This window comes from Pseudomonas sp. HAR-UPW-AIA-41 (assembly GCF_002304225.1).
GTDB lineage: Bacteria > Pseudomonadota > Gammaproteobacteria > Pseudomonadales > Pseudomonadaceae > Aquipseudomonas.
Genome location: NZ_NSLB01000017.1, coordinates 1 through 25,407, shown reverse-complemented (window position 1 = coordinate 25,407; position 25,407 = coordinate 1). Strand labels below are relative to the sequence as shown.

General features: G+C 61.7%; 26 protein-coding genes and 2 pseudogenes. 22 read left to right on the top strand and 6 right to left on the bottom strand.

Going from position 1 to position 25,407, the window contains the following annotated elements; genetic code table 11:
- Nucleotides 1-72 precede the first annotated feature (72 nt).
- The 19 genes from iscR to CK486_RS17285 all read left to right on the top strand — a co-directional run bounded on the left by iscR (nucleotide 73) and on the right by CK486_RS17285 (nucleotide 16,922).
- Entirely contained in the window at nucleotides 73-564 is a 492-nt protein-coding gene (iscR, locus tag CK486_RS17375; protein WP_095941561.1) for a Fe-S cluster assembly transcriptional regulator IscR, read from the top strand.
- Between the two features lie 47 nt (nucleotides 565-611).
- A complete protein-coding gene (locus CK486_RS17370; protein WP_095941560.1) occupies nucleotides 612-1,826 on the top strand; it encodes an IscS subfamily cysteine desulfurase in 1,215 nt (404 codons plus the stop codon).
- A gap of 22 nt (nucleotides 1,827-1,848) precedes the next feature.
- The gene (gene iscU, locus CK486_RS17365) at nucleotides 1,849-2,235 is read left to right on the top strand and encodes a Fe-S cluster assembly scaffold IscU (RefSeq protein WP_095941559.1); all 387 of its coding nucleotides are present in this window, start codon (nucleotides 1,849-1,851) and stop codon (nucleotides 2,233-2,235) included.
- Nucleotides 2,236-2,244: 9 nt separating this feature from the next.
- Nucleotides 2,245-2,568: an iron-sulfur cluster assembly protein IscA gene (gene iscA, locus CK486_RS17360; protein WP_095941558.1), complete on the top strand. Its 324-nt coding sequence runs from the start codon at nucleotides 2,245-2,247 to the stop codon at nucleotides 2,566-2,568.
- A gap of 12 nt (nucleotides 2,569-2,580) precedes the next feature.
- The gene (gene hscB, locus CK486_RS17355; protein WP_095941557.1) at nucleotides 2,581-3,102 is read left to right on the top strand and encodes a co-chaperone HscB; all 522 of its coding nucleotides are present in this window, start codon (nucleotides 2,581-2,583) and stop codon (nucleotides 3,100-3,102) included.
- Between the two features lie 37 nt (nucleotides 3,103-3,139).
- Nucleotides 3,140-5,002 carry a Fe-S protein assembly chaperone HscA gene (gene hscA / locus CK486_RS17350; RefSeq protein WP_095941556.1) on the top strand — a complete coding sequence of 621 codons (1,863 nt, stop codon included), beginning with the start codon at nucleotides 3,140-3,142 and terminating at the stop codon, nucleotides 5,000-5,002.
- Nucleotides 5,002-5,343, top strand: a complete 342-nt coding sequence (gene fdx, locus CK486_RS17345) for an ISC system 2Fe-2S type ferredoxin (RefSeq protein ID WP_095941555.1) — start codon at nucleotides 5,002-5,004, stop codon at nucleotides 5,341-5,343. The genes hscA and fdx overlap by 1 nt, the downstream gene beginning before the upstream one ends.
- Before the next feature lie 14 nt (nucleotides 5,344-5,357).
- The gene (gene iscX / locus CK486_RS17340) at nucleotides 5,358-5,558 is read left to right on the top strand and encodes a Fe-S cluster assembly protein IscX (RefSeq protein ID WP_095941554.1); all 201 of its coding nucleotides are present in this window, start codon (nucleotides 5,358-5,360) and stop codon (nucleotides 5,556-5,558) included.
- A 91-nt stretch (nucleotides 5,559-5,649) separates the two neighbouring features.
- Complete coding sequence (gene ndk, locus CK486_RS17335; RefSeq protein ID WP_095941553.1) at nucleotides 5,650-6,081, top strand: nucleoside-diphosphate kinase; 432 nt, start codon at nucleotides 5,650-5,652, stop codon at nucleotides 6,079-6,081.
- 20 nt (nucleotides 6,082-6,101) lie between these two features.
- Nucleotides 6,102-7,247 (top strand): 23S rRNA (adenine(2503)-C(2))-methyltransferase RlmN, encoded by a 1,146-nt coding sequence (rlmN, locus tag CK486_RS17330; protein ID WP_095941552.1) that lies wholly within the window; start codon nucleotides 6,102-6,104, stop codon nucleotides 7,245-7,247.
- Nucleotides 7,248-7,257: 10 nt separating this feature from the next.
- A complete protein-coding gene (gene pilW, locus CK486_RS17325) occupies nucleotides 7,258-8,022 on the top strand; it encodes a type IV pilus biogenesis/stability protein PilW (protein ID WP_095941551.1) in 765 nt (254 codons plus the stop codon).
- A complete protein-coding gene (locus tag CK486_RS17320) occupies nucleotides 8,022-9,065 on the top strand; it encodes a RodZ family helix-turn-helix domain-containing protein (protein ID WP_095941550.1) in 1,044 nt (347 codons plus the stop codon). Before pilW ends, CK486_RS17320 begins: the two co-directional genes overlap by 1 nt.
- A gap of 9 nt (nucleotides 9,066-9,074) precedes the next feature.
- Nucleotides 9,075-10,187 (top strand): flavodoxin-dependent (E)-4-hydroxy-3-methylbut-2-enyl-diphosphate synthase, encoded by a 1,113-nt coding sequence (gene ispG / locus CK486_RS17315; protein ID WP_095941549.1) that lies wholly within the window; start codon nucleotides 9,075-9,077, stop codon nucleotides 10,185-10,187.
- Between the two features lie 15 nt (nucleotides 10,188-10,202).
- Entirely contained in the window at nucleotides 10,203-11,492 is a 1,290-nt protein-coding gene (hisS, locus tag CK486_RS17310; RefSeq protein WP_095941548.1) for a histidine--tRNA ligase, read from the top strand.
- Nucleotides 11,493-11,522: 30 nt separating this feature from the next.
- Nucleotides 11,523-12,161, top strand: a complete 639-nt coding sequence (locus tag CK486_RS17305) for a tetratricopeptide repeat protein (protein WP_095941547.1) — start codon at nucleotides 11,523-11,525, stop codon at nucleotides 12,159-12,161.
- Entirely contained in the window at nucleotides 12,154-13,305 is a 1,152-nt protein-coding gene (gene bamB, locus CK486_RS17300; protein ID WP_095941546.1) for an outer membrane protein assembly factor BamB, read from the top strand. Before CK486_RS17305 ends, bamB begins: the two co-directional genes overlap by 8 nt.
- A 73-nt stretch (nucleotides 13,306-13,378) precedes the next feature.
- Nucleotides 13,379-14,860, top strand: coding sequence for a ribosome biogenesis GTPase Der (gene der / locus CK486_RS17295; RefSeq protein ID WP_095941545.1), 1,482 nt, complete (start codon nucleotides 13,379-13,381; stop codon nucleotides 14,858-14,860).
- A 134-nt stretch (nucleotides 14,861-14,994) separates the two neighbouring features.
- Nucleotides 14,995-16,143 (top strand): pyridoxal phosphate-dependent aminotransferase, encoded by a 1,149-nt coding sequence (locus tag CK486_RS17290; RefSeq protein WP_095941544.1) that lies wholly within the window; start codon nucleotides 14,995-14,997, stop codon nucleotides 16,141-16,143.
- Complete coding sequence (locus CK486_RS17285; RefSeq protein ID WP_095941543.1) at nucleotides 16,131-16,922, top strand: amidohydrolase; 792 nt, start codon at nucleotides 16,131-16,133, stop codon at nucleotides 16,920-16,922. The genes CK486_RS17290 and CK486_RS17285 overlap by 13 nt, the downstream gene beginning before the upstream one ends.
- Before the next feature lie 53 nt (nucleotides 16,923-16,975).
- Here the strand turns inward: CK486_RS17285 and CK486_RS17280 are convergent, their stop codons facing one another.
- A complete protein-coding gene (locus CK486_RS17280; protein WP_095941542.1) occupies nucleotides 16,976-18,076 on the bottom strand; it encodes an alkene reductase in 1,101 nt (366 codons plus the stop codon).
- Between the two features lie 104 nt (nucleotides 18,077-18,180).
- Here CK486_RS17280 and CK486_RS17275 point away from each other — a divergent pair, with 104 nt between their 5' ends.
- The gene (locus CK486_RS17275) at nucleotides 18,181-18,552 is read left to right on the top strand and encodes a helix-turn-helix domain-containing protein (protein WP_095941541.1); all 372 of its coding nucleotides are present in this window, start codon (nucleotides 18,181-18,183) and stop codon (nucleotides 18,550-18,552) included.
- Here CK486_RS17275 and CK486_RS17270 read toward each other — a convergent pair.
- A complete protein-coding gene (locus tag CK486_RS17270; RefSeq protein WP_218192113.1) occupies nucleotides 18,542-19,291 on the bottom strand; it encodes an ABC transporter substrate-binding protein in 750 nt (249 codons plus the stop codon). The two genes, CK486_RS17275 and CK486_RS17270, sit on opposite strands and share 11 nt — an antisense overlap.
- Nucleotides 19,292-19,422: 131 nt before the next feature.
- Complete coding sequence (gene leuA / locus CK486_RS17265; RefSeq protein ID WP_095941540.1) at nucleotides 19,423-21,093, bottom strand: 2-isopropylmalate synthase; 1,671 nt, start codon at nucleotides 21,091-21,093, stop codon at nucleotides 19,423-19,425.
- A gap of 290 nt (nucleotides 21,094-21,383) precedes the next feature.
- On the opposite strand from leuA, the gene CK486_RS17260 reads away from it, so the two are divergent.
- Both CK486_RS17260 and CK486_RS17255 read left to right on the top strand, forming a co-directional pair.
- On the top strand, nucleotides 21,384-21,749 hold the full coding sequence (locus tag CK486_RS17260) for a DUF2946 family protein (protein WP_095941539.1): 366 nt from the start codon (nucleotides 21,384-21,386) through the stop codon (nucleotides 21,747-21,749).
- A gap of 61 nt (nucleotides 21,750-21,810) precedes the next feature.
- Nucleotides 21,811-24,087: a TonB-dependent receptor gene (locus CK486_RS17255; RefSeq protein ID WP_095941538.1), complete on the top strand. Its 2,277-nt coding sequence runs from the start codon at nucleotides 21,811-21,813 to the stop codon at nucleotides 24,085-24,087.
- A 44-nt stretch (nucleotides 24,088-24,131) separates the two neighbouring features.
- Here the strand turns inward: CK486_RS17255 and CK486_RS17250 are convergent, their stop codons facing one another.
- The 3 genes and pseudogenes from CK486_RS17250 to CK486_RS17240 form a co-directional block, all read right to left on the bottom strand.
- Nucleotides 24,132-24,953: a peptidoglycan DD-metalloendopeptidase family protein gene (locus tag CK486_RS17250; protein ID WP_095941537.1), complete on the bottom strand. Its 822-nt coding sequence runs from the start codon at nucleotides 24,951-24,953 to the stop codon at nucleotides 24,132-24,134.
- Nucleotides 24,954-24,969: 16 nt separating this feature from the next.
- Nucleotides 24,970-25,308 (bottom strand): annotated as a pseudogene (locus CK486_RS17245) (exodeoxyribonuclease VII large subunit); the annotation flags it as partial.
- Nucleotides 25,293-25,407: pseudogene (locus tag CK486_RS17240) on the bottom strand (dTDP-4-dehydrorhamnose 3,5-epimerase family protein); the annotation flags it as partial. The pseudogenes CK486_RS17245 and CK486_RS17240, both read right to left, overlap by 16 nt.

Sequence of the window (25,407 nt, the reverse complement as noted above, 5' to 3'; positions counted from 1 at the left end):
TAGGGCTTATAGTTGACTTAATTAGTCGGAAATCGCATACTCGCTGCAACTCAGCGAATCCGTGGTACACCCATGCGACTCACCACCAAAGGCCGATACGCCGTAACCGCCATGCTCGACCTTGCTCTGCACGCGCAGAGAGGGCCGGTTTCTCTGGCGGATATCTCGGAGCGTCAGGGCATTTCCCTGTCCTATCTCGAGCAACTGTTTGCCAAGCTGCGCCGCGGCAATCTGGTCAGCAGTGTGCGTGGGCCGGGTGGTGGTTATCAGCTTGCCCGCGACATGGCGGGTATTCAGGTGGCGCAGGTGATCGATGCCGTTAATGAGTCGGTCGATGCGACGCGCTGTCAGGGGTTGGGCGACTGTCATAGCGGTGATACCTGCCTGACCCATCACCTGTGGTGTGATCTGAGCCAGCAGATCCATGAGTTTCTGAGCGGCATCAGCCTTGCGGATCTGGTTACCCGTCGCGAGGTACAGGAAGTGGCTTTGCGCCAGGATCAGCGCCGCTGCAATGGCAAAACCCCGTTCCTCGACAAGATTGAAGCGTCCACCCTCGATTGAGCGGTGGCGCCGGCCAGCTGGGCCTGAAAGCCGATAGGAGAGCACTGATGAAGCTGCCGATTTACCTGGATTACTCCGCGACTACGCCGGTCGACCCGCGCGTTGCGCAGAAGATGTGCGACTGCCTGGTGATGGAAGGCAACTTCGGTAACCCGGCCTCCCGCTCCCATGTGTTTGGCTGGAAGGCGGAAGAGGCGGTCGAGAATGCCCGTCGCCAGGTGGCAGAGCTGGTCAATGCCGATCCGCGTGAAATCGTCTGGACTTCGGGCGCTACCGAGTCGGACAACCTCGCCATCAAGGGCGTGGCGCACTTCTATGCGAGCAAGGGCAAACATCTCATCACCTCGAAGATCGAGCACAAGGCGGTACTGGATACTTGCCGTCAGCTGGAGCGCGAAGGCTTTGAGGTGACGTATCTGGAGCCCGGCGAAGACGGCATCATCACTCCGGCGATGATTGAGGCGGCTCTGCGCGATGACACTGTGCTGGTTTCGATCATGCACGTGAACAACGAGGTTGGCACGATCAACGATATTGCGGCCATCGGTGAGCTGACCCGCTCCCGCGGTGTGCTGTTCCATGTCGATGCGGCGCAATCGACCAGCAAGGTTGAGATTGATCTCGAGAAGCTCAAGGTCGACCTGATGTCCTTCTCTGCGCACAAGACCTATGGCCCGAAGGGCGTCGGTGCACTGTACGTCCGTCGCAAGCCGCGTGTCCGTCTCGAGGCGCAGATGCACGGTGGCGGTCACGAGCGCGGCATGCGTTCGGGCACCCTGGCGACCCATCAGCTGGTGGGCATGGGCGAGGCCTTCCGTATCGCCAAGGAAGAAATGGCCGCAGAGAACCTGCGGGTGACCGCGCTGCGTGACCGTTTCCTCAAGCAGGTTGAGGGGCTTGAAGAGCTCTACGTCAACGGCAGCATGACTCAGCGTGTACCGCACAACCTGAACCTGAGCTTCAACTATGTCGAGGGTGAGTCGCTGATCATGGCGCTCAAGGATCTGGCGGTGTCGTCGGGTTCGGCCTGTACCTCGGCCTCGCTGGAGCCTTCCTACGTCCTCCGTGCCCTGGGGCGTAATGACGAACTGGCACACAGCTCCATCCGTTTCTCTTTCGGTCGCTTCACCACCGAGGAAGAGATCGATTACGCCGCCGCCAAGGTCATGGAGGCGGTCACCAAGCTGCGCGAACTGTCGCCGCTGTGGGATATGTATAAAGAGGGTGTCGACCTGTCCAAGGTCGAATGGCAGGCCCACTAACCGTTTCGATGAGGTAAGCGACATGGCATACAGCGAAAAGGTCATCGACCATTACGAAAACCCGCGCAACGTCGGCAAGCTCGATGCGGAAGATCCGGATGTCGGCACCGGCATGGTCGGTGCGCCGGCCTGCGGTGACGTGATGCGCCTGCAGATCAAGGTAAATGAGCAGGGTCTGATCGAAGACGCCAAGTTCAAGACCTACGGCTGTGGTTCGGCCATTGCTTCCAGCTCCCTGGCCACCGAGTGGATGAAGGGTAAGTCGCTGGACGAAGCCGAGCAGATCAAGAACACCCAGATCGCTGAAGAGCTGGCCTTGCCGCCGGTCAAGATCCATTGCTCGGTTCTCGCCGAAGATGCGATCAAGGCTGCAGTGCGCGATTACAAGCAGAAGAAAGGTCTGCTTTAAGGAGTTGGCATGGCGATCAGCATGACCGAAGCCGCGGCGCAACACGTGCGCCGTTCGCTGGAAGGGCGCGGTAAAGGTGAGGGCATCCGTCTTGGTGTGCGCACCACGGGCTGCTCCGGGCTGGCCTATGTGCTGGAGTTCGTCGATGAAGTGGCGGGCGAAGACATGGTGTTCGAGAATTTCGGCGTCAAGCTGATTGTCGACCCCAAGAGCCTGGCCTACCTCGATGGCACCGAGCTGGACTTTGTCCGCGAAGGCCTGAACGAGGGCTTCAAGTTCAACAACCCCAACGTGCGTGGCGAGTGCGGCTGCGGCGAGAGCTTCAACGTCTGAGTCGAGGTTGCCGTGGGCGCTCCCTGCCATTTTGCCCTGTTCGATCTGCAGCCCGACTTCCGGATCGATCTCGCGCTGCTCGGTGAGCGTTACCGGGCCCTGGCTCGCAGCGTGCACCCGGATCGTTTTGCCGATGCCGATGCGCGTGATCAGCGTCTGGCACTGGAGCGTGCCGCGCAGCTCAATGATGCCTATCAAGTGCTGAAGAATGCTCCGCAGCGGGCGCGCTATCTGCTGACCCTGCGTGGTCACGAGTTGCCGCTGGAAGCGACGGTGCAGGATCCCGAGTTCCTTCTGCAGCAGATGCAGTTGCGTGAGGAGCTGGAAGATCTGCAGGACAGTGCCGATCTGGACGGGGTGGCGTCATTCAAGCGTCGCCTCAGGGGCGCGCAGGATGATCTGGAACAACAGTTTGCTGCCTGCTGGCAGGTGGCGGACGAGCGCGAGCAGGCCGAGCGCCTGGTGCGCCGCATGCAGTTTCTCGACAAGCTGATGCGCGAAGTGCGCCAGCTGGAAGAGCGTCTGGACGATTAACCCGCGCGCCGCTGGCGTGCCTGACAGTCGAAACAACATGGCCCTACTGCAGATTGCCGAACCCGGTCTCAGCCCCAAGCCGCATCAGCGTCGTCTGGCGGTGGGTATCGACCTGGGTACCACCAACTCTCTGGTTGCTACTTTGCGAAGTGGCGTGACCGAGTGCCTGGCGGATGCCGAGGGCAGAGTGATCCTTCCGTCCGCTGTTCGCTATCTGGCGGATTCGATTGTTGTCGGTGAGGCCGCCAAGCTGGCTGCGCCACAGGACCCCTTGAACAGCATCATCTCGGTCAAGCGCCTGATGGGGCGCGGCATCGCTGACGTCAAGCAGCTCGGTGAGCGGTTGCCCTACCGCTTCAGTGGCGCAGAGTCGCACATGCCGTTTCTGGAGACTGTGCAGGGTCCCAAGAGCCCGGTAGAGGTTTCGGCGGAAATTCTCCGTGTGCTGCGCGTGCGGGCTGAGCAGAGTCTGGGCGGTGAGCTCGTTGGTGCCGTGATTACCGTGCCAGCCTACTTCGATGAAGCGCAGCGTCAGGCGACCAAGGATGCTGCCAAGCTGGCCGGCCTGAATGTGCTGCGTCTGCTCAATGAGCCTACTGCTGCTGCGGTTGCCTACGGCCTGGACAAGGGTGCCGAAGGCGTCATTGCCATCTATGACCTGGGTGGCGGTACCTTTGATATTTCCATTCTGCGTCTGAGTCGCGGTGTGTTCGAGGTGCTGGCCACGGGTGGTGACAGTGCTCTGGGCGGCGATGACTTCGATCATGCGGTTGCCGGCTGGATCATCGAGCAGGCAGGGCTGTCCTCGGACCTGTCGCCTGCCGAACAGCGCCAGTTGTTGCAGACGGCCTGTGCCGCCAAGGAACAGCTCACCGACAGCGATGTGGTTGAGGTGGTTTACGGTGCCTGGCGTGGCCAGCTGTCCCGCGAGCACTTCAATGCGCTGATCGATCCGCTGCTGCAGCGCAGTCTCAAGGCCTGTCGCCGCGCTGTGCGCGATGCCGGTATCGAGCTGGGTGAAGTCGAGTCGGTGGTCATGGTGGGTGGTTCTACCCGCGTGCCGCGAGTGCGTGAGGCGGTGGGCGCCTTGTTTGCGCGTGAGCCGTTGACCGATATCGATCCGGATCAGGTGGTGGCCATTGGTGCCGCCATCCAGGCTGAGACCCTCGCTGGAAACAAGCGTGGCGAAGAGTTGCTGCTGCTGGATGTGATTCCGCTGTCCCTGGGGCTGGAAACCATGGGCGGGCTGATGGAGAAGATCGTGCCGCGCAATACCACCATTCCGGTGGCGCGTGCGCAGGACTTCACCACCTACAAGGATGGCCAGACGGCCATGATGATTCATGTGTTGCAGGGCGAGCGCGAACTGGTCAAGGACTGTCGTTCGCTGGCGCGTTTCGAGCTGCGTGGCATCCCGCCGATGGTGGCTGGGGCCGCAAAGATTCGCGTGACCTTCCAGGTCGATGCCGATGGTCTGCTGGGGGTGTCGGCGCGCGAGCTGGGCTCCGGCGTTGAAGCCAGTATCGAGGTCAAGCCATCCTACGGGCTGACTGATGGCGAGATTGCCCGCATGCTGCAGGACTCTTTCAAGCATGCTGGCGATGATCTCAATGCACGGGCTTTGCGCGAGCAGCAGGTCGAAGCCGAGCGGTTGGTCGAGGCAGTTCGCGCGGCTCTGCAGGTCGATGGTGAGCGCCTGCTGGATGGTGATGAACGCCTTGCCATCGATGCAACAATCGAGGCATTGGTTGAGGTCGCTGCCGGCACCGATCATGTGGCGATTGAACAGCACATCAAGCGTCTGACCCAGGTGACCGATGCCTTTGCGGCGCGGCGGATGGATGCAACAGTCAAGGCGGCGCTTACCGGGCGCAGCCTGCACGAAATCGAGGATAACTGATGCCACAGGTCATTTTTCTGCCGCACGAGAAGTTCTGTCCGGACGGCATGGTTGTCGAGGCGGAGCCGGGTGTCTCCATTCTCGAGCTGGCTCATGCCAATCACATCGAGATGGAAAGCGCCTGTGGTGGCGTCTGTGCCTGCACGACCTGTCACTGCATCGTCCGTGAGGGCTTCGAGTCGCTCGAGGAGGCGGACGAGCTGGAGGAGGATTTCCTCGATCGGGCGTGGGGGCTGGAGCCGCAGTCGCGTCTGGCCTGTCAGGCGATAGTCGGGACGGAAGACCTGACCGTCGAAATCCCGAAATACTCGCTTAACCACGCTGCCGAAGCGCCGCACTGATTCAAGGAACTGACATGAGCCTGAAATGGACCGATGTGCTGGATATCGCCATCGAGCTGGCCGAGCGCAAGCCTGAGGTCGATCCGCGTTACGTTAACTTCGTCGATCTGCATCGCTGGGTGCTGGATCTTCCGGACTTTGCCGATGAACCCGGGCGCGGTGGCGAAAAAGTGCTGGAGGCCATTCAGGCTGCCTGGATCGAAGAGCTGGACTGACGCCCGTCCTGCTGCTACGCATTTTTGCCCAACCCGCGTATAATTCGCGGGTTTTATTTTCTGCTTTATCTACATCTCTCTGGAGCTATCCATGTCCCTGCAACGCACTTTCTCCATCATCAAGCCCGATGCCGTCGCCAAGAACGTAATTGGCGAGATCACCTCCCGCTTTGAAAAAGCCGGCCTGCGCGTCGTCGCCTCCAAGATGGTTCAGCTGTCCGAGCGCGAAGCTGCCGGCTTCTACGCTGAGCACAGCGAGCGCGGTTTCTTCAAGGATTTGGTTGCTTTCATGACTTCCGGTCCGGTCATCGTTCAGGTTCTGGAAGGTGAAAACGCCGTTCTGAAAAACCGTGAGCTGATGGGCGCCACCAACCCGAAAGAAGCTGCTGCCGGCACCATTCGCGCCGATTTCGCCGTTTCCATCGACGAGAACGCCGTTCACGGTTCCGACTCCGAGGCTTCCGCTGCTCGTGAGATCGCTTACTTCTTCTCCGCCACTGAGGTGTGCGCTCGCATTCGCTGATAGCGGGCGAGGGTGAATCCATGACTGTCATGACTACCAAGACCAATCTGCTGGGGTTGACCCAGCCGCAACTGGAGGAGTTCTTCGAGAGCATCGGGGAAAAGCGTTTCCGTGCGGGTCAGGTCATGAAGTGGATTCACCACTTTGGCGTCGATGACTTCGATGCCATGAGCAATATCGGCAAGGCCTTGCGCGAAAAGCTCAAGGCCTCTGCCGAGATTCGCGGTCCGGAGATCGTCAGCCAGGATATTTCCAGCGACGGCACCCGTAAGTGGGTGGTGCGCGTGGCGTCCGGCAGTTGCGTCGAGACCGTGTATATCCCGCAAGGCGGCCGTGGCACCCTGTGTGTGTCCTCGCAGGCCGGCTGCGCCCTGGATTGCAGCTTCTGCTCCACGGGCAAACAAGGATTTAACAGCAATCTCACCGCCGCCGAAGTGGTCGGTCAGGTGTGGATTGCCAACAAGTCGTTCGGCACCGTGCCGGCCAAGATTGACCGCGCCATCACCAACGTGGTGATGATGGGCATGGGCGAGCCGCTGCTGAATTTCGACAATGTGGTCGCCGCCATGAACATCATGATGGACGACCTCGGTTATGGCATCTCCAAGCGCAAGGTCACGCTGTCGACCTCGGGTGTGGTGCCGATGATCGAAGAGCTGGCCAAGGTGATCGACGTATCGCTGGCCATCTCTCTGCATGCGCCGAACAACGCTCTGCGCGATGTGCTGGTGCCGATCAACAAGAAGTATCCGTTGGAAGTGCTGCTTCCAGCATGCAACAACTACATTTCTCGCCTGGGCGAGAAACGTGTGCTGACAGTCGAGTACACCCTGCTCAAGGATGTTAACGACCAGCCTGAGCATGCTGCGCAGATGGCCGCACTTCTCAAAGATACCCCTTGCAAGATCAACCTGATTCCGTTTAATCCCTTCCCTCACTCCGGTTACGAGCGGCCGAGCAACAATGCCATCCGCCGTTTCCAGGACCTGCTGCACAAGGCTGGCTATAACGTAACGGTACGCACCACCCGTGGTGAGGATATCGATGCAGCCTGTGGCCAGCTGGTTGGCCAGGTCATGGATCGTACCCGCCGGAGTGAACGCTATATCGCTGTGCGTGATCTGACTGGCGAGGCACCTGCCAAGCCAGCTGCAAGCCAAAGCTGAGGGGAACTTCATGATTGTGCGTGCTGCACTTGCTGTGTTGCTTACGACATTCCTGACCGCCTGCGTCACTACTGATGATCAGGGGAATCCGGTCAAGACAGACGAAGGACGAGAAGAGGCGGTTGTTGCCTATATCCAGCTGGGTATTGGCTATCTCCAGAGCGGTGATGCCGAGCGGGCAAAGGCTCCGCTGCAAAAGGCTCTGGATCTGGATCCGTCAAACTCTGATGCTAATGCGGCGCTTGCATTGGTGTTTCAGACCGAGATGGAGCCTCAGCTCGCTGAGCAGTACTATCGCAAAGCGCTCGCTGAGAGTCCGGATGATTCACGGGTACGCAACAACTACGGCAGTTTCCTGTTCGAGCAGGAACGTTACAAAGAAGCTTACGAGTCGTTTGAGAAAGCTGCCGCAGACACAATGTACTCCGAGCGCTCGCGGGTTTTTGCCAATCTTGGCCGTGCGGCAGTGAAGTTGAATCAACCGCAGATTGCCAAAAAGCACTTCGAGAAGTCGCTGCGTCTGAACCGGCGTCAGCCTGCTGTGCTGTTGGAACTGGCGCAGATCAGCTTTGACGAAAAAATGTATGTGCCGGCGCGGGACTACTACCAGCGCTACAGCAAAATGGACAAAGATCAGGATGCCCGCGGTTTGTTGCTGGGTATTCGTCTGGCCAACATCTTTGAAGACCGGGATACCGCGGCCAGCTATGGCTTGCAGCTTAAGCGCCTGTATCCCGGCTCACCCGAATATCGGCAATATCAGTCGGAGCAGTAATGAACGCGTCGCCTTCGGATGTGCTTGCGGCGGTACAGATCAACCCTGGGCAAACCTTGCGCATGGCGCGTGAGACCAAGGGCATGGAAGTAGCGGACGCAGCGCGCTCACTGAACATGAGTGAGTCGATGTTGCGCAATGTCGAGGCAGGTGCCTTCGACAAGCTCAACGGTCACACCTTTGCGCGTGGCTATGTGCGTGCCTACGCCAAGTTGCTGGGGCTGGATCAGGAGCAACTGGTCTCGGCTTTCGATCGCTATACGGGTACCGATGCTACCGGTAGTGAAGTGCGCACGCTCGGGCGGCTCGAGGAGCCTGTGCGGGTTTCGCAGAACCTGATGCGCATGCTCAGTATTGCCGTGTTGGCCGGTGGCGCGCTGCTCACCTATCTGGTCTGGCCGGAAAAGGCAGTTGAGAAAGCGGTTACTGAAATCGGCATCGAGCATGTCGAAGTCGAGTCCGCCGATGGCACTACGCAGATTCACATGCTCGATGAGCCTGAGGATCAGGCGGTGGCTGAGGCCAACAAGACCGCTGAAAGTGAGCCGCAGCCTGAAACGACCGAATTGACTGCGCCGGCTAACGCTGTCGTGGCCTCTGCCGAGACGGCAGCCCCTCAGGTTATTACCTCGCCTGCGCCTGCTGATCCGGTTGCGGTGACTCCGGTGGCGCCAACTGCGGCGGTGCCTCCGGCGCCTGCTCCTGCTGCACCGGCTGTTGCGCCTGTTGCTTCTGCAGCGCCAGCGGCAGCTGCGCCAGAAGCGGCTCAGCCCGTGGTGGCGCAGGCGCCAGTGCCTGCCGGGCAGGCGTTGGTACAGGTGCAGTTCACTGCCGATTGCTGGACCCAACTGACCGACGCCGACGGCAAGGTGCTGTTCAGTGCGCTCAAACGCAAAGGCGACAGCCTTGAACTGGCCGGCAAGCCGCCATTCGAACTGCGTCTGGGTTATGCCCGTGGCGCCCAGGTCAGCCTCAATGGCCAGCCGGTCGATGTCACGCCTTTCACCAGTGGCGAAACCGCCCGTATGAAGCTGGGGCAATAGAGCCAAGCCATGCATTGTGAATCTCCGATCAAACGCCGTGTCTCCCGCAAAATCTGGGTAGGTTCGGTTGCTGTGGGTGGCGATGCGCCGATTTCGGTGCAGAGCATGACCAACACCAATACCTGTGATGTGGCCGCCACCGTGGCGCAGATCCGTCGCCTGGAAGATGCCGGTGCCGATATCGTCCGTGTCTCGGTTCCGGACATGGATGCCGCCGAGGCCTTCGGCAAGATCAAGCAGCAGGTACGTGTGCCGCTGGTCGCCGATATCCATTTCGACTACCAGATCGCCCTGCGCGTGGCTGAACTGGGTGTCGACTGCCTGCGCATCAATCCGGGCAATATCGGCCGCGAAGATCGTGTCCGTGCGGTGGTTGAAGCGGCGCGGGACAAGGGCATTCCGATTCGTATCGGAGTCAATGCTGGCTCCCTGGAAAAGGACCTGCAGAAGAAATACGGCGAGCCAACGCCGCAGGCGCTGGTCGAATCCGCATTGCGCCATGTCGAGCATCTGGACCGGCTGAACTTCCCCGACTTCAAGGTCAGCGTGAAGGCCTCCGACGTGTTCATGGCTGTCGAGGCTTACCGCCTGCTGGCCGGCCAGATCGAGCAGCCGCTGCACCTCGGTATCACCGAGGCCGGTGGTCTGCGTTCGGGCACCGTGAAGTCCGCCGTGGGACTGGGCATGCTGCTGGCCGACGGCATTGGCGATACTATCCGTGTCTCTCTGGCCGCTGATCCGGTGGAAGAGATCAAGGTCGGTTTCGACATTCTCAAATCCCTGCGCCTGCGCTCGCGCGGTATCAACTTCATCGCCTGCCCGAGTTGCTCGCGGCAGAACTTCGATGTGGTCAAGACCATGAACGAGCTGGAGCAGCGCGTCGAAGACCTGCTGGTACCGCTCGATGTCGCCGTGATCGGCTGTGTGGTCAATGGTCCCGGCGAAGCCAAGGAAGCCCATATCGGCCTGACCGGCGGCACGCCAAATAATCTGGTCTACATCGACGGGGCTCCGGCGACCAAGCTGACCAATGACAATCTGGTGGACGAGCTGGAAAAGCTCATCCGCCGCAAGGCGGCCGAAAAGGCCGAGGCCGACGCGGCGCTGATCGCCCGCGGCTAAGTATTAGGAATTTCTGTGAGCAAGTCCCTGCAAGCCATTCGTGGCATGAACGATATCCTCCCGGAGCAGACGCCTGCCTGGCGTTACCTGGAGAGCACCCTTGCCGAGCTGCTGGACGGCTATGGCTACAAGGAAATCCGCCTGCCGATCCTCGAGTTCACCGAGCTGTTTGCCCGTGGCATCGGTGAGGGCACCGATGTGGTCGACAAGGAGATGTACACCTTCCTTGACCGCAACGAGGAGTCGCTGACCCTGCGTCCCGAAGGTACGGCCGGCTGCGTCCGCGCGGTACTGGAGCACGGCCTTACAGGCGGTGGTCAGGTGCAGAAGTTGTGGTACGCCGGTCCGATGTTCCGCTACGAGAAACCGCAGAAAGGCCGCTACCGTCAGTTTCATCAGATCGGTATCGAAGTCTTCAACCTGCCGGGGCCGGATATCGATGCCGAACTGATCGTGCTCACGGCACGCCTGTGGAAGCAGCTGGGGCTGAGTGATGCGGTCACCCTGCAGCTCAACAGCCTGGGCTCCAGCGAGGCCCGCGCCAACTACCGCGATGCCCTGGTGGCCTACCTCAAGGAGCGCTTCGAGCAGCTCGACGAGGATAGTCAGCGTCGCCTGACCACCAACCCGTTGCGTATCCTCGACAGCAAGAATGCCCAGACTCAGGCCCTGCTGGTCGGTGCGCCGACCCTGCACGACTATCTGGATGACGAGTCCCGCGTGCATTTCGACGGTCTTAAGGCACGTCTGGATGCGGTCGGCATTCGTTACGAAATCAACCCGAAACTGGTACGTGGCCTGGATTACTACGGCCGTACCGTGTTCGAGTGGGTCACCGACAAGCTCGGTGCCCAGGGCACCGTGTGTGCCGGCGGCCGTTATGACGGATTGATCACCCAGTTCGGTGGCAAACCGACTCCGGGTGTCGGTTTTGCCATGGGCGTCGAGCGTCTGGTCCTGCTGCTGGAAACTTTGCAGTTGGTGCCGGAAGAGCTGCATCGTCCTGCCGATCTGTACCTCTGCGCCTTTGGCGAAGCTGCCGAGCTGGCTGGCCTGACACTGGCCGAGCAACTGCGTGATGCGTTGCCGGGCCTGCGGATGCTGGTCAACAGCGGGGGCGGCAGCTTCAAGAGCCAGTTCAAGAAGGCTGACAAGAGCGGTGCCCGCTTTGCCCTGATCCTGGGCGAGGACGAGCTGGCCGCCCGCGTGGTAGGGTGCAAGCCGCTGCGCGATGACAGTGAACAACAGACCATTGCCTGGGACGCTCTCGTTGAGCGTCTGGGTGCCTGCCTGCAGCAGGCGTAAGCATTTAGCGAAGGGGAATCCTGGGTGAGCATGCAGACCGAAGAAGAACAGATTGCGCAGATCAAGGACTGGTGGCAGCGCAACGGCAAGCCCCTGCTGACCGGGGGCGTTCTGGCACTGGCCGCAGTCATCGGCTGGCAGGGCTGGCAGAACTACCAGGCTAATCAGGCGCAGGGCGCCTCGGCGCTTTACCAGCAGCTTCTGGAAAGCAGCCTGCCGCAGACCGGCCAGGTTGACCCGGCCAAGGTCAGCGAACTGGCTGAGAAGCTCAAGAGCGAGTATGCCGGCACCCATTACGCGCAGTACGGCAGCCTGTTCGTCGCCAAGGTGGCAGTCGAGGCGGGCAAGCTGGATGACGCGGCGACTGAGCTCAAGGCCGTGCTGGATAAGCCGGTTGATGCCAATCTGGGCGAGCTGGCGCGTCAGCGTCTGGCCCGTGTCCTGGCCGCTCAGGGCAAGCTGGAAGAAGGCCTGAAGCTGCTGGAGGGTGATGCCGATCAGGTGTACCTGGCCAGCCGTGAAGAGCTCAAGGGTGATCTGCTGGTTCAGATGGGCAAGGCTGACGAAGCGCGTGCCGCCTACGAGAAGGCCAAGGCCGCACTGGCCGAGGATGCCGCTGTCGGTGGTTTGCAGATGAAGCTTGATGATCTGGCCAAGGGAGATGCCTGACGTGATGGTTTGGAAGAATGCCGCACTGCTGGCCATGGCCCTGCTGGTCGTAGGTTGCAGCAGCGATAGCGATAAAGAGCAGGAACCGGCCCCGCTGACCGACTTCGAGGAAGAGGTTCGGCTCGACGAGCAGTGGAGCCGCAGCATTGGAGAAGGCCAGGGCGAAACCTTCAACATGCTGGTACCGGCTGTGGATGGCGAAACGCTGTTTGCCGCTGACGTCACCGGTGTGGTCAAGGCCATCGAGCGCACCAGCGGCGATGTGCTGTGGGAACAGGATCTGGAACTTCCGGTTTCCGGTGCTATTGGCGCCGGCGCGGGTCTGGTTGTCGTCGGTACCCTCAAGGGTCAGGTGATTGCCCTGAATGCCGGCAGCGGCGAGGAGCAGTGGCGAGCCCAGGTCACCAGTGAGGTGCTGTCCGCACCGCAGACCAACGGTGATGTGGTGGTGGTGCAGACCCAGGACGACCGCCTGATCGCTTTCGATGCCGCTACCGGCTCGCAGCGCTGGATCTACGAAAACACCCCGGCCGTGCTGACTCTGCGCGGCACCAGTACGCCGATTGTCACCAACCGACTGGTGGTGGCCGGCCTGTCCACCGGTACCGTGCTGGCCCTTGATGCCCGCCGCGGTCTGCCGGTCTGGGAGCAGCGCGTAGCAGTGCCGCAGGGTCGCTCCGAACTCGATCGCGTGGTGGATATCGATGGCTCGCTGCTGCTCTCGGGCGGTGTCGTGTATGCCGTGAGCTACCAGGGCCGTGTAGCCGGTCTGGATCTGGAGTCCGGTCGCGTGCTGTGGCAGCGCGAAGCCTCCAGCTATGCCGGCATCGCTCAGGGTTATGGCAACGTCTATGTCAGCCAGGCCAACGGCACGCTGGAAAGCATCGATGAACGCTCGGCTTCGGCGCTGTGGAGCAACGAATCCCTGGCACGTCGCCAGCTGTCGGCACCGGAAGTGCTGTCCAGCTACGTGGTGGTCGGCGATCTGGAAGGTTACATCCACCTGCTGAGCCAGGTGGACGGTCGCTTCGTCGGCCGTGAGAAGGTCGACAGTGCCGGCGTGCGTGCGCGCCCGCTGGTGGTGGGCGACTGGCTGTATGTGTATGGCAACAGCGGAGAGTTGGTCGCTTACACGATCCGCTAAGCTGAGCTTGTCCGCCCGGCCGCTGCCGCTTTTTGCTGGCAGCGGCCGTCGCATTTTCTGAACCGGAGAGAACATGGTTCCTGTCATCGCCCTGGTGGGCCGCCCCAACGTCGGCAAGTCCACCCTGTTCAACCGTCTGACCAAGACCCGTGATGCCATCGTGGCCGAATACGCCGGGCTGACTCGCGATCGTCAGTACGGCGAGGCCAAGTGGCAGGGCCGCACCTACATCGTGATCGATACCGGTGGTATCTCCGGTGACGAGGAGGGTATCGACGCCAAGATGGCCGAGCAGTCGCTGCAGGCCATCGAAGAAGCCGATGCCGTGCTGTTCATGGTCGACTCGCGTGCCGGCATGACCGCCGCCGACCAGATGATTGCCGAGCACCTGCGCAAGCGGAACAAGCGCAGCTTCCTGATTGCCAACAAGGTCGATACCGTCGATCCGGATATCGCCCGCGCTGAGTTCAGCCCTCTGGGGCTGGGCGACGCCGTGCCGATTGCGGCGGCTCACGGCCGTGGCATCAACCATATGCTGGAACTGGCCCTGGGTATCTTCCCCAAGGACAACGCCGAGGACGAAGAAGGCGCCGAGGGTGAGTCGGAGGTTGTTGCCGAAGGTCAGGAAGCCAAGCGCATCCCCGGCCCGAGCGAGAAGGATGGCATCAAGATCGCCATCATCGGCCGTCCCAACGTGGGCAAGTCGACACTGGTCAACCGCATGCTGGGCGAAGAGCGCGTCATCGTCTATGACCAGGCCGGTACCACCCGCGACAGCATTTACATCCCCTTCGAGCGCGGTGACGAGAAGTACACCCTGATCGACACCGCCGGTGTACGCCGTCGCGGCAAGATCTTCGAGGCGGTGGAAAAGTTCTCCGTGGTGAAAACCCTGCAGGCCATCCAGGACGCCAACGTGGTGATCTTCGTGATGGATGCCCGCGAAGGTGTGGTCGAGCACGACCTCAACCTGCTCGGTTTCGTTCTGGAAAGCGGACGTGCGCTGGTCATCGCCCTGAACAAGTGGGATGGCATGGAGCAGGGCGAGAAGGACTATGTGAAGACCGAGCTGGAACGCCGGTTGATGTTCGTCGACTGGGCCGATATCCATTTCGTTTCGGCCAAGCACGGCACGGGTGTTGGTCACCTGTACAAGTCGGTGCAAACCGCCTTCGCCTCGGCCGTTACCCGCTGGCCGACCAGCCGCCTGACCCAGATCCTCGAAGACGCCGTGCAGGAGCACCAGCCTCCGCTGGTCAACGGTCGTCGCATCAAGCTGCGCTACGCCCACCTGGGTGGTGCCAACCCGCCCCTGATCGTCATTCACGGCAACCAGGTGGACGCGGTGCCGCGTTCCTACACCCGTTACCTGGAAAACACCTACCGCCGCGTGCTCAAGCTGGTCGGTACGCCGCTGCGGATCGAGTTCAAGGGTGGTGAGAACCCGTTCGAGGGCAAGAAGAACGTCCTCACCGAGCGTCAGGTGAACAAGAAGCGCCGCCTGATGAGCCACCACAAGAAGGCCGAGAAGAAGAAAAAGGACAAGCGCCGCTGATTCCGGCCGCATGAACAGAGGGCGCCCAGTGCAGACTGCGCGCCCTTTTTCGTGGCCGCCTCAATGGTCAGGCAGCGGGTGGCTCGGCTATCCTGCCGGTCGACTTTTCCGCCGGTTTCGTTTCAGGTAGCGCCATGCTTGTCAGCAAGTTGCCCTCCGTTGGCACCACCATTTTCACCCGTATGTCGCAGCTGGCCGCCGAGGTCGGGGCGCTCAATCTGTCCCAGGGCTTCCCCGATTTTCCCAGCCCGCAGCCCCTGCTGGATGCCGCCGTACGCCATTTGCAGGCCGGGCATAACCAGTACGCGCCCATGACCGGTTTGCCGCGTCTGCGCGAAGCGGTGGCGGCCAAGGTTGCCACGCTCTATGGACGTGAGGTGTCGGCCGACACCGAGGTCACAATCGTGCCGGGGGCTACCGAGGCGATCTTCTGCGCGGTGCAGGCGCTGATCCGCGCGGGCGACGAGGCCATCGTCCTCGACCCCTGCTACGACAGCTATGAACCCTCGGTGGAACTGGCCGGTGGTCGTTGCGTGCATGTGCCGCTCAACTTGCCGGACTTCTCGGTGGACTGGCAGCGGCTGAGTGATGCCATCAGCGAGCGTACCCGGCTGATCTTCATCAACTCGCCGCACAACCCCAGCGGTGCTTTGCTGTCGCGCGCCGATCTCGACCAGTTGGCGGCGCTGATCCGTGACCGTGACATCTACCTGATCAGCGACGAGGTCTACGAGCATCTGGTGTTCGACGGCGCCAGCCACGCCAGCGTGCTGGCCCACGAGGAGCTGTATGCGCGGGCCTACGTGGTCAGTTCGTTCGGCAAGACCTATCACGTTACCGGCTGGAAGACCGGCTACGTGGTGGCTCCGCCGGCGCTCACCGCCGAGCTGCGCAAGGTGCACCAGTTCGTTACCTTCGTCGCCGTCACTCCGTTGCAGCATGCGCTGGCCGATTTCATGGTTGAGCATCCTGAGCACATAGCCGAACTGCCGGCCTTCTATCAGGCCAAGCGCGATCTGTTCTGTGACCAGCTGACGGGTTCGCGGTTTGCCTTTACCCGTACGCCGGGCACCTATTTCCAGATCGTCGATTACTCGGCGATCCGCCCTGATCTGGACGATGTCGCCATGGCCGAATGGCTGACCCGCGAGCAGGGCGTGGCGGCCATTCCGGTCTCGGTGTTCTATCAGCAGCCGCCGGCGGGGATGCGTCTGGTGCGGTTCTGCTTTGCCAAGCGTGAGGAAACCCTGCTGGCTGCCGGAGCGAAACTATGCGCGATCTGACGAGCTTGCCCGACCTGCAACTGGCGCTGATCCAGACCACGCTGGTCTGGCAGGATGCGTCCGCCAATCGCGAGCATTTCGCGCGCCTGCTGGAACAGGCCCGTGGCACCGATCTGATCGTCCTGCCGGAAATGTTCAGCACCGGCTTTTCCATGGATTCAGCCGCCCTGGCCGAGCCCGAGGATGGCCCGACCAGCCAGTGGTTGCGCCAGCAGGCTCAGGACCTGGGCGCGGTGGTCTGCGGCAGCCTGATCATCCAGGCCGCTGATGGCAGCTACCGCAACCGCCTGCTCTGGGCGCGCCCGGACGGTTCGCTGGCGCACTACGACAAGCGTCACCTGTTCCGCATGGCCGGTGAGCACAAGCACTACAGTGCGGGCGAGCAGCAGGTGGTGCTGGAAGTGAAGGGCTGGCGGGTGCGTCCGCTGATCTGCTACGACCTGCGCTTCCCGGTGTGGAGCCGCGATGCCGGCGGCACGGATCTGCTGCTGTATACCGCCAACTGGCCGGCGGCACGTCGTCACCACTGGAATCATCTGCTACCGGCGCGGGCCATCGAAAACCTCTGTTATGTCGCGGCGGTCAACCGGGTGGGCGAGGATGGCAAAGGCCATGCCTACAGCGGTGACAGTCAGGTGCTGGACTTTCAGGGCGAGTCGCTGCTGGCGGCGCAGGATGTTGATGGCGTGTTTCGTGTCCGCCTCAGTGCGGCGGAGCTGGCGGCCTATCGGCAGCGCTTCCCGGCCCATCTGGATGCCGACAGCTTTGTACTTGAGTAAGGGTTCCAGATAGCAAAACGCCGGGCATTGCCCGGCGTTGTTGTTTCTACCGATCAGCCCAGTGCGGGATAGTCGGTGTAACCCTCGGCGCCGCCGCCATACAGGGTGGCGGGGTTCAGTGGGTTCAGCTCAGCACCGGCCTGGAAGCGTGCGGCCAGGTCCGGGTTGGCGATGTACGGGCGGCCGTAGGCCACCAGATCGGCCAGGCCTTCGGCAATGGCCTGCTCGCCGCTCTCGGCGGTTTGCCCGCCGGCGATGATCAGGGTGCCCTGATACAGCTGACGCAGTTTGCGCAGCAGTGCGTCATAGCCCTCGAAGGTGCCGCCCAGCCAGTCCGGGCGATTGATGTGCAGGTAGCCCAGCTGGCGGCTGTTGAGCTGCGCGACCAGGTAGCTGAAGGTTTCCAGCGGGTTGGCGTCGTGGACGTCGCCGAAGGTGCCCATCGGCGAAATGCGGATGCCGACCTTGCGGCTGTCGCCCACTGTCGCCACCACGGCATCGACGACCTGCAGTACCAGGCGCGCGCGGTTCTCCACCGAGCCGCCGTAAGCGTCGCTGCGCTGGTTGCTGTTGGAGCAGAGGAACTGGTCGAGCAGGTAGCCGTTGGCGGCATGCACTTCGACGCCGTCGAAACCGGCCTGGATGGCATTGGCAGTGCCTTGAGCATAAGCGGCCACGATTCCCGGCAGCTCATGCAGCTCCAGGGCGCGCGGCTTGGCGGTGGCGGCCTTGTGGTGGCTGCCATCGGCCTCGACCACATAGCACTCGGCATTGGCCTGGATGGCCGACGGGGCGACCGGGTCGGCGCCGCCCGGCTGCAGTAGAGGGTGGGAAATACGCCCAACGTGCCACAGCTGCAGGAAGATGCGCCCGCCGGCCTGATGCACAGCCTGGGTTACCTGCTGCCAGCCGGCGACCTGTTCGGCGCTGTGGATGCCCGGTGTCCAGGCGTAGCCCTGGCCTTGCGGGCAGACCTGGCTGGCCTCACTGATGATCAGGCCGGCATTGGCGCGCTGCGCATAGTAGCGGGCGTTCAGTTCGCCCGGCACATTGCCCGGCAGGCTGCGCTGGCGGGTCAGCGGGGCCATGACCAGGCGGTTGGGCAGGTTGAGGTCGCCGAGTTGGGTTGGGGAAAACAGGTGATCGAGACTCATGGGATTGTCCTGGAGTGGCTGATGTTTGCCGTCGATTATGGGGGTGGCAAACTTTTATACAAGTACGTACGATTTAGGCAGTCACTTACTAATTGGTAATTATCATGAGCGATCAACCGGCGCTGTCTCCGGAAAGCAAACGTCTGGTACAGGGCGACAAGGTCTACAACACGCCGGTGGAAGTGACCCTTGAGGTGATCGGTGGCAAGTGGAAATCCCTGCTGGTCTATCACCTGCTGCAGGGGCCGCTGCGCTTTTCCGAGTTCAAGCGTCTGGTACCGGATATCACCGAAAAGATGCTGACCCAGCAGTTGCGCGAGCTGGAGCGCGATGGCGTACTCAGTCGTACTGTGTTTGCCGAAGTGCCGCCGCGGGTCGAATACCGCGTGACCGAGCATGGCGCCACGCTCAAGCCCGTGCTTGAAGCCATGTGCCAATGGGGTCGCAGCCACTGGCAACAGCAGCCTACGGCTTGAGGTAGCTGTCGTAGATCTCCTGGTAGCGCCCGCTCTGCTTGAGGTGCTGCAGGCCGGCGTTGAAGTCGTCACGCACCTGGGCATCGCGGAAGACCGGGCGGTAGTCCTGCGGGTCTTCCTCGGTAAAACTGTGCATGTCGACCGCCTTGGCCTTGAACAGGGCGGTGCGTGAGAGCAGCTGTTCGAAGTAGTGATAGATGCTGCGGTCGCTCAGCACCACATCGTAGCGTCCCTTGTTCAGACCCAGCACCTGCAGCTCCTGATTGTTCTGCTCGAAATACAGACCGGCCGCCTGGGTGGCGCCGAGCCACTCGGGGTAGCGCTTGGCCGCGCCCTGGAAGGCCACCACGCTGAGACCCTTGAGGTCTTCCGGTTTTTCCAGCCTGAGCTGGCGGTGACGCAGGGTCACCAGCACGTTCTGGTAGATCACCGCCGGCTCGCCGTAGTGGCCGCCCTGATCGCTCAGGTCCTGGCCCAGGTCGGTCATCGCCGCATCCACCTCGCCATGGCGGAATGCCAGCGGCACCCGGGCCAGCGGGTAATAGCGCGGCTTCAGACGATGGCCGCGGAAGGCCAGGGCTTCGCCAATCACCTCCAGCTCAATGCCGCTGTCGCTTTCCGGAAAGCAGTAGGGCGGAATCTTCTCGCCAAAGGCCATCAGCACATCCGCGCCCCAGCTGGCGCTGCTGCAACAGCACAGGGCAATAAGCAGACGACGACAGAGCGACTGAAAGGCCATGGCGATGACTCGTACTGGGATAATTCGAGTCTAGAAGCTGTCGCGAAGACTGCCTGACCGGCAGGCAGAAAAAAGGGGAGCCGGGGCTCCCCAAGGGACTAACTGGTAGGGACTACCGCGCAGGCACTGAGTCAGGCGGCCTGGGCTTCGGCCTGACGCAGCGCGCGGTTGATGGCGCTGAACAGGGCGCGGAAGCTGGCGGTGGTCAGGTTCTCGTCGATGCCGATGCCGTGCAGCGCACGACCGCCATTCAGGCGCAGTTCGATATAGGCCGCGGCCTTGGCGTTGGTGCCGGCGCCGATGGCGTGCTCGGCGTAGTTGACGATTTCCACGCCGACCGGCAGACCGGCGACCAGCGCTTCCAGCGGCCCCTTGCCGATGCCGCGCCAGTGACGCAGCTCGCCGACTTCGTCGACGCTGACATCGACGGCGGTGGTGCCGTGCTCTTCCTGCAGTCGGTGGCTTTTCAGGGTATAGGGCTCGTCAGCCTGCAGGTACTCGCTTTCCAGTAGGGCGTAGATCTGCGCCGCGCTCATCTCCAGGCCCAGGCGGTCGGTTTCCTTCTGCACCACCTGGCTGAACTCGATCTGCAGGCGACGCGGCAGGCTGATGCCGTATTCCTGCTCCAGCAGGTAGGTAATACCGCCCTTACCGGACTGGCTGTTGACGCGGATGACCGCCTCGTAGCTGCGGCCGATGTCCGCCGGGTCGATCGGCAGGTAGGGCACTTCCCACACGCCGTTGGCATCCTGCTGGGCGAAGCCCTTGCGGATGGCATCCTGGTGCGAGCCGGAGAAGGCGGTGTGCACCAGATCGCCGACGTAAGGGTGGCGCGGATGCACCGGCAGCTGGTTGCATTCCTCGACCACCTTGCGCACGGCATCGATGTCGGAAAAATCCAGCTGCGGATCGACGCCCTGGGTGTAGAGGTTCAGGGCCACGGTCACCAGATCGACGTTGCCGGTGCGCTCGCCGTTGCCGAACAGGCAGCCTTCGACGCGGTCGGCGCCGGCCATCAGGCCCAGCTCGGTGGCGGCCACGCCGGTGCCACGGTCGTTATGGGTGTGCAGGCTGACGATCACGCTGTCGCGGCGGTCGACATGGCGGCAGAACCACTCGATCTGGTCGGCGTAGATGTTCGGCGTGGCGGCCTCGATGGTGGCCGGCAGGTTGAGGATCAGCTTGTTTGCCGGCGTCGGCTGGAATACGCCGATCACCGCGTTGCACACCTCGACGGCGAAGTCGGTCTCGGTGGAGCTGAACACTTCCGGCGAGTACTCGAAGCGCCAGGCGGTTTCCGGATTCTCGGCAGCCAGACGCTTGATGATCTGCGCGGCATTCACGGCGATCTCGATCACCCCGGCCTTATCCTGATTGAAGACGATGCGGCGGAAGCTCGGCGCGGTGGCATTGTAGTAGTGAACGATGGCCTGCCTGGCGCCCTTGAGCGATTCGAAGGTGCGGGTGATCAGGTCCTCGCGGGCCTGGGTCAGCACCTGGATGGTCACGTCATCGGGAATGTGGCCGCCTTCGATCAGTTCGCGGACGAAGTCGAAGTCGGTCTGTGAGGCCGACGGAAAGCCCACTTCGATTTCTTTCAGGCCCACGGCGACCAGGCACTTGAAGAAGCGCATCTTCTTCTCGGCATCCATCGGCTCGATCAGAGACTGGTTGCCATCGCGCAGGTCCGAGCTCAGCCAGATGGGCGCCTTGCTGATCTGCTGATTCGGCCAGGTGCGGTCCGGAATCTGGATCGGGGCGAAGGGGCGGTACTTGCTCCAAGGGTCTTTCAGCATGCTCATGGCTGTTTCCTGCTCGAAATGGGGCGCTTGTGGCGCTGTGTCAGGGCTAATCGTCTATTCGGGGGTTAATCATTGCAAGCATGTTTTTAAAATTGGAATTCTTTTCCTTTTATTGATTTTTTTTGAGTTTTTTTTGCTTTGCTATCGCTGCGAGTGTTGATTCTTTGCGCTGAGTTAAAAGGGGTTGATCTGTGTCAGAACTGTTGCGCCTACATGTCGCAGAGACTACGCAGCAGCCGGACATTAGAATCGCCGCGCATTTTCAGGGGAGCATCGGTTTGTCTTTACGCATGAGCACATCGCGCATTGGCGCCTGGTTGGGCCTTTTTGCCCTGCTCATGCTGTTTGCCGGTCCGTTGCTGACTCAGGCGCAGAATCTGGATCTGATGTCTGCCCTGACTCAGGTGCAGGCCGAGCTGAGTTGTCACTCGGATGATTCGGCTCAGGTGCCTGCCGAGCAGGTGCCGTTCTCCCATGTGGACTGCGGCTATTGCCAACTGGTGACGCACTTTGCTGCTGTGCCAGTGCCAGCTTCTGGCTTCTCGGTTCCGTTTTCCGCGCCAGCACCTGATTTTCATATTGCGCTTGATGACGCAGTGCTCAGCGCCCAGTTGCTTCCTCCGCCACGCGCGCCACCACAGTCAATCCCTGTCTGATCCAATTGCACGCAGCAACTTGGCTGTGTGCTGACCTGTGTTGACTGCGTGGAATGCCCTCATGTCCAGAATTGTTGCTTCGTCCCGTTCCTCCTTTGCCTTGTCGAAAACCACTCAGCGCTGGCAGGCAGCTCATGCCGCACTGCTGGGGCTGCTGATTGCCAGTCCGCTGCTGGCTGCGGAAGAGCCTGTAAAAGAGACTGCTCGTGAGGCGCTGCTCCTCAAACCGACGGTGATTACTGCTGAATCCACCTCTGCTCTCTCAACTTCGACAGAGGTAGATCTGGGGGCAACTGCCAGCCCGGCTACGCTCACCGATGACAGTGCTGCCCTTCTGCGTGGCGTTCCTGGTGTGAGCCTGAACGCGGCCGGTGGCCTCTCCAGTTTGCCGTCGATTCGTGGTCTGGCCGATGACCGCTTGCGAATCAAGGTCGATGGCATGGACCTGATTGCGTCCTGCCCCAATCACATGAACCCGGCGTTGTCCTATGTGGACCCGAGCAATCTTGGTTCGCTGAAGGTGTATGCCGGTGTAACTCCGGTCAGCGTAGGCGGGGACAGCATTGGCGGTAGCATCGTCGCAGAGCGCGCCGCGCCGGAGTTTGCTGAGTCCGGTGCGCAGAGCCTGAACAAGGGTGAAGTCGGTGCTTATGTGCGTAGCAACAACGATGCGCGCGGTGGTCATGTGTCGCTGATGCATGCCAATGATGTGTTCAACATCCGCTACGCCGGCAGCACCAGCAAGGCCAATAACTACATGGCCGGTGATGATTTCAAAGCCACGACGGCGACGGGGCGTCCGGGTGAGACATCGCCTTTGGATGAGGTGGCCTCCACGGCCTATGAAACCCGCAATGACGAACTGAGCATGGCGCTCAAACTGGGCGAGGACCTGCTCGAACTCACGCTTGGCCAGCAGAAGGTTCCGCAGGAGCTGTTCCCCAATCAGCGCATGGACATGACCGACAACACGCAGAAGCGCATGAACCTGCGTTATCTCAGCGAGTTCGACTGGGGCAGCCTGGAGACTCAGGTCTACCACGAAAAGGTTGAGCACGAGATGAACTTCGGCCCGGACAAGCAGTTCTGGTACGGCAATGCGCCAGGCATGCCGATGAACAGTGATGGCAAGACCCTGGGTGGTAGCGTCAAGGCGGAAATTGAGTTGAGCGCCGATGATTTGCTGCGCGTGGGTAGCGAGTATCAGCGCTATCGCCTGGATGATTACTGGCCGGCCTCCGGCACTGGCGGCATGTCGCCCAATACCTTCGAGAACATCAATGATGGTGAGCGTGACCGCGCTGCGCTGTTTGCCGAGTGGGAGCGTGAGCTGAACCAGGCCTGGACCACCCAGCTGGGCGTGCGCTATGAGCACGTCACCACCGATGCCGGCGAGGTGCACGGTTATGCCGACACCAACGGCATGGGCATGATGGTCAGCAACCAGCGTCGCGACTCAGCCGCCTTCAATGCCAGTGACCGCAGTAAGAGCGACAACAACTGGGACGCTACGGCTCTGGCTCGCTACCAGCATGATGCCAATCTGGATATCGAATTCGGCCTAGCACGCAAGGTGCGCTCGCCCAACCTCTACGAACGCTACACCTGGTCGACCTGGCCGATGGCCGCGATCATGAACAACGTGGCTGGTGATGGTAATGGCTATGTGGGTGATGTTGATCTCAAGCCGGAGGCTGCCCACATCGTCTCCACCAGCTTCGACTGGCACAGCACGGATCGTCGCCAAGAGCTGAAAGTCACACCGTTCTACACCTATGTCGATAACTATATTGATGCCGTAGCACTGCCAGGGCAGGCAGTGGTCGCCGAGCAGTACAACGTGCTGCAGTACGCCAACCAGTCCGCGCGTATCTACGGGGTAGACGTCTCCGGGCGCATGCCGTTGACGCAGAATGATCTGGGACAGTGGGGAGCCGAGGCGCTGGTCAACTACAGTAATGGTGAAAACCGCGACACCCATGATGAGCTGTACAACATCATGCCGCTCAACGCGACCTTCGCCCTGACTCAGAAACTGGGTGGTTGGAGCAACAGCCTGGAAATGGTCACTGTGCAGGCCAAGAACGACGGCTCCGATGTGCGCAATGAGATCGAGACCGCAGGTTACACCCTGTTCAACCTGCGCCTGAGCCATAGCTGGGATCAGGTGCGCCTGGATATGGGTGTGGAGAACCTGGCGGACAAGTTCTACTACCTGCCCACCGGCGGCGCCTACACCGCCCAGGGTCGCACCATGAGCATGAACGGCATCGCCTGGGGCACGGCCGTGCCGGGCATGGGGCGTTCCTACTACACGGGTGTGACGGTCAGCTTCTGATTGTCTGCCGTGTGCAAAAAGCCCCGCTTCTGCGGGGCTTTTTGTCAGGGTTCGAAGGCACCGATAAAAATGGCCGGGTCAACCCGGGCATCATTCAGGCTGACGTTCCAGTGCATGTGTGGGCCTGTGGCGCGACCGGTTGCGCCGACGCGGCCGAGCACGGCGCCGCGGGGGAGTTGCTGGCCGAGACGGACATCGATCTTCGACAGGTGGCAGAACATGCTGATCAGGCCCTGACCATGATCTACGAACACCGTCTTGCCGTTGAAGAAGTAGTCGCCAATCAGGGTGACCTTGCCGGCCGCCGGCGCCTTGACCGGTGTGCCGGCGGGCACGGCGAAGTCCAGTCCGGCGTGCGGGTTGCGTTCCTCGCCATTGAAGAAACGGCGCACACCGAAGCGGCTGGATAGAGGGCCGTTGACCGGTTTGTCGAGCAGCAGATTGCTCGGCGTACCCGGGCTGAACTGCTGGTAGGCGCGGGTCTGCTCGGCCAGCTCACGCTCGATGCGTTTGAGATTGGCCGGGCTCGGATTGACCTGCTCCTGGTTTTTCAGGCGGATGTGCTGCTCCTGATAGCGCTTGCTGCCGACCTGAAAGGGCAGCGGCTGCGCGCCCGTGACCTCGATCTGCTGCTGGCCGGGTTTGACCGTCAACGGAATGCCGACGATGGCGATCCAGCGCCGACCGTCCTCGCGCACCACCAGCACCGGTTTGCCCTCATAGCGCGCCTGCGGCGCCTGGGGCTGTTCCGGCAGGGCGACCACGGCCACGCCACCGGGTACCGGTTTGTTCAGCAGGCGGGTAAGAAAGCCCTCGGCCTGGACGGGCAGGGCGAGGCAGAGCAGCAGGGCGGCAAGCAGGCGCATAGAGATTCCGACGGTGTTAGTCCAGCAGCGACAGGGTGACCGGCGCCAGATGATTGTCCTCAACCCGCACGTCCAGCTCGCCCTCGCCCAGCCTGGCCCTGAGCCGTTGGCCGGGCTGGGTCTGGGCGGCCTGGCGAATGGCGTTGCCGCGCTCGTCGAGGAGGATGCTGTAGCCGCGACCGAGGGTGGCCAGCGGGCTGACCAGCTGCAGGCTGTGAGCCAGGGCGGCGAGCTGCTGACGTTGCTGGCGCAACTCATGCTCCATGGCACGTGGCAGGCGTTCGGCCAGTCCGTCCAGGCGCTGGCGCAGCAGGGCCAGCTGGCGGCCCGGATGCTGGGCGGCCAAGCGGGTGTCTCCCAGCGGATGCAGCGCTCATGGGTCGGTGCGTAGTAGTCGGTAGTCTTGTAGAGGAACTCGGCATATTCGCTGAGAACAAGAAAGCCGTGGGCAAAG

Excerpts from the sequence above, each read along its gene's own strand:
- iscR (WP_095941561.1), top strand. The coding sequence starts at position 73 with ATGCGACTCACCACCAAAGGCCGATACGCCGTAACCGCCATGCTCGAC.
- CK486_RS17370 (WP_095941560.1), top strand. The coding sequence starts at position 612 with ATGAAGCTGCCGATTTACCTGGATTACTCCGCGACTACGCCGGTCGAC.
- iscU (WP_095941559.1), top strand. The coding sequence starts at position 1,849 with ATGGCATACAGCGAAAAGGTCATCGACCATTACGAAAACCCGCGCAAC.
- iscA (WP_095941558.1), top strand. The coding sequence starts at position 2,245 with ATGGCGATCAGCATGACCGAAGCCGCGGCGCAACACGTGCGCCGTTCG.
- hscA (WP_095941556.1), top strand. The coding sequence starts at position 3,140 with ATGGCCCTACTGCAGATTGCCGAACCCGGTCTCAGCCCCAAGCCGCAT.
- fdx (WP_095941555.1), top strand. The coding sequence starts at position 5,002 with ATGCCACAGGTCATTTTTCTGCCGCACGAGAAGTTCTGTCCGGACGGC.
- iscX (WP_095941554.1), top strand. The coding sequence starts at position 5,358 with ATGAGCCTGAAATGGACCGATGTGCTGGATATCGCCATCGAGCTGGCC.
- ndk (WP_095941553.1), top strand. The coding sequence starts at position 5,650 with ATGTCCCTGCAACGCACTTTCTCCATCATCAAGCCCGATGCCGTCGCC.
- rlmN (WP_095941552.1), top strand. The coding sequence starts at position 6,102 with ATGACTGTCATGACTACCAAGACCAATCTGCTGGGGTTGACCCAGCCG.
- pilW (WP_095941551.1), top strand. The coding sequence starts at position 7,258 with ATGATTGTGCGTGCTGCACTTGCTGTGTTGCTTACGACATTCCTGACC.
- CK486_RS17320 (WP_095941550.1), top strand. The coding sequence starts at position 8,022 with ATGAACGCGTCGCCTTCGGATGTGCTTGCGGCGGTACAGATCAACCCT.
- ispG (WP_095941549.1), top strand. The coding sequence starts at position 9,075 with ATGCATTGTGAATCTCCGATCAAACGCCGTGTCTCCCGCAAAATCTGG.
- CK486_RS17305 (WP_095941547.1), top strand. The coding sequence starts at position 11,523 with ATGCAGACCGAAGAAGAACAGATTGCGCAGATCAAGGACTGGTGGCAG.
- bamB (WP_095941546.1), top strand. The coding sequence starts at position 12,154 with ATGCCTGACGTGATGGTTTGGAAGAATGCCGCACTGCTGGCCATGGCC.
- der (WP_095941545.1), top strand. The coding sequence starts at position 13,379 with ATGGTTCCTGTCATCGCCCTGGTGGGCCGCCCCAACGTCGGCAAGTCC.
- CK486_RS17290 (WP_095941544.1), top strand. The coding sequence starts at position 14,995 with ATGCTTGTCAGCAAGTTGCCCTCCGTTGGCACCACCATTTTCACCCGT.
- CK486_RS17285 (WP_095941543.1), top strand. The coding sequence starts at position 16,131 with ATGCGCGATCTGACGAGCTTGCCCGACCTGCAACTGGCGCTGATCCAG.
- CK486_RS17280 (WP_095941542.1), bottom strand. The coding sequence starts at position 18,076 with ATGAGTCTCGATCACCTGTTTTCCCCAACCCAACTCGGCGACCTCAAC.
- CK486_RS17275 (WP_095941541.1), top strand. The coding sequence starts at position 18,181 with ATGAGCGATCAACCGGCGCTGTCTCCGGAAAGCAAACGTCTGGTACAG.
- CK486_RS17270 (WP_218192113.1), bottom strand. The coding sequence starts at position 19,291 with ATGGCCTTTCAGTCGCTCTGTCGTCGTCTGCTTATTGCCCTGTGCTGT.
- leuA (WP_095941540.1), bottom strand. The coding sequence starts at position 21,093 with ATGAGCATGCTGAAAGACCCTTGGAGCAAGTACCGCCCCTTCGCCCCG.
- CK486_RS17260 (WP_095941539.1), top strand. The coding sequence starts at position 21,384 with ATGAGCACATCGCGCATTGGCGCCTGGTTGGGCCTTTTTGCCCTGCTC.
- CK486_RS17255 (WP_095941538.1), top strand. The coding sequence starts at position 21,811 with ATGTCCAGAATTGTTGCTTCGTCCCGTTCCTCCTTTGCCTTGTCGAAA.
- CK486_RS17250 (WP_095941537.1), bottom strand. The coding sequence starts at position 24,953 with ATGCGCCTGCTTGCCGCCCTGCTGCTCTGCCTCGCCCTGCCCGTCCAG.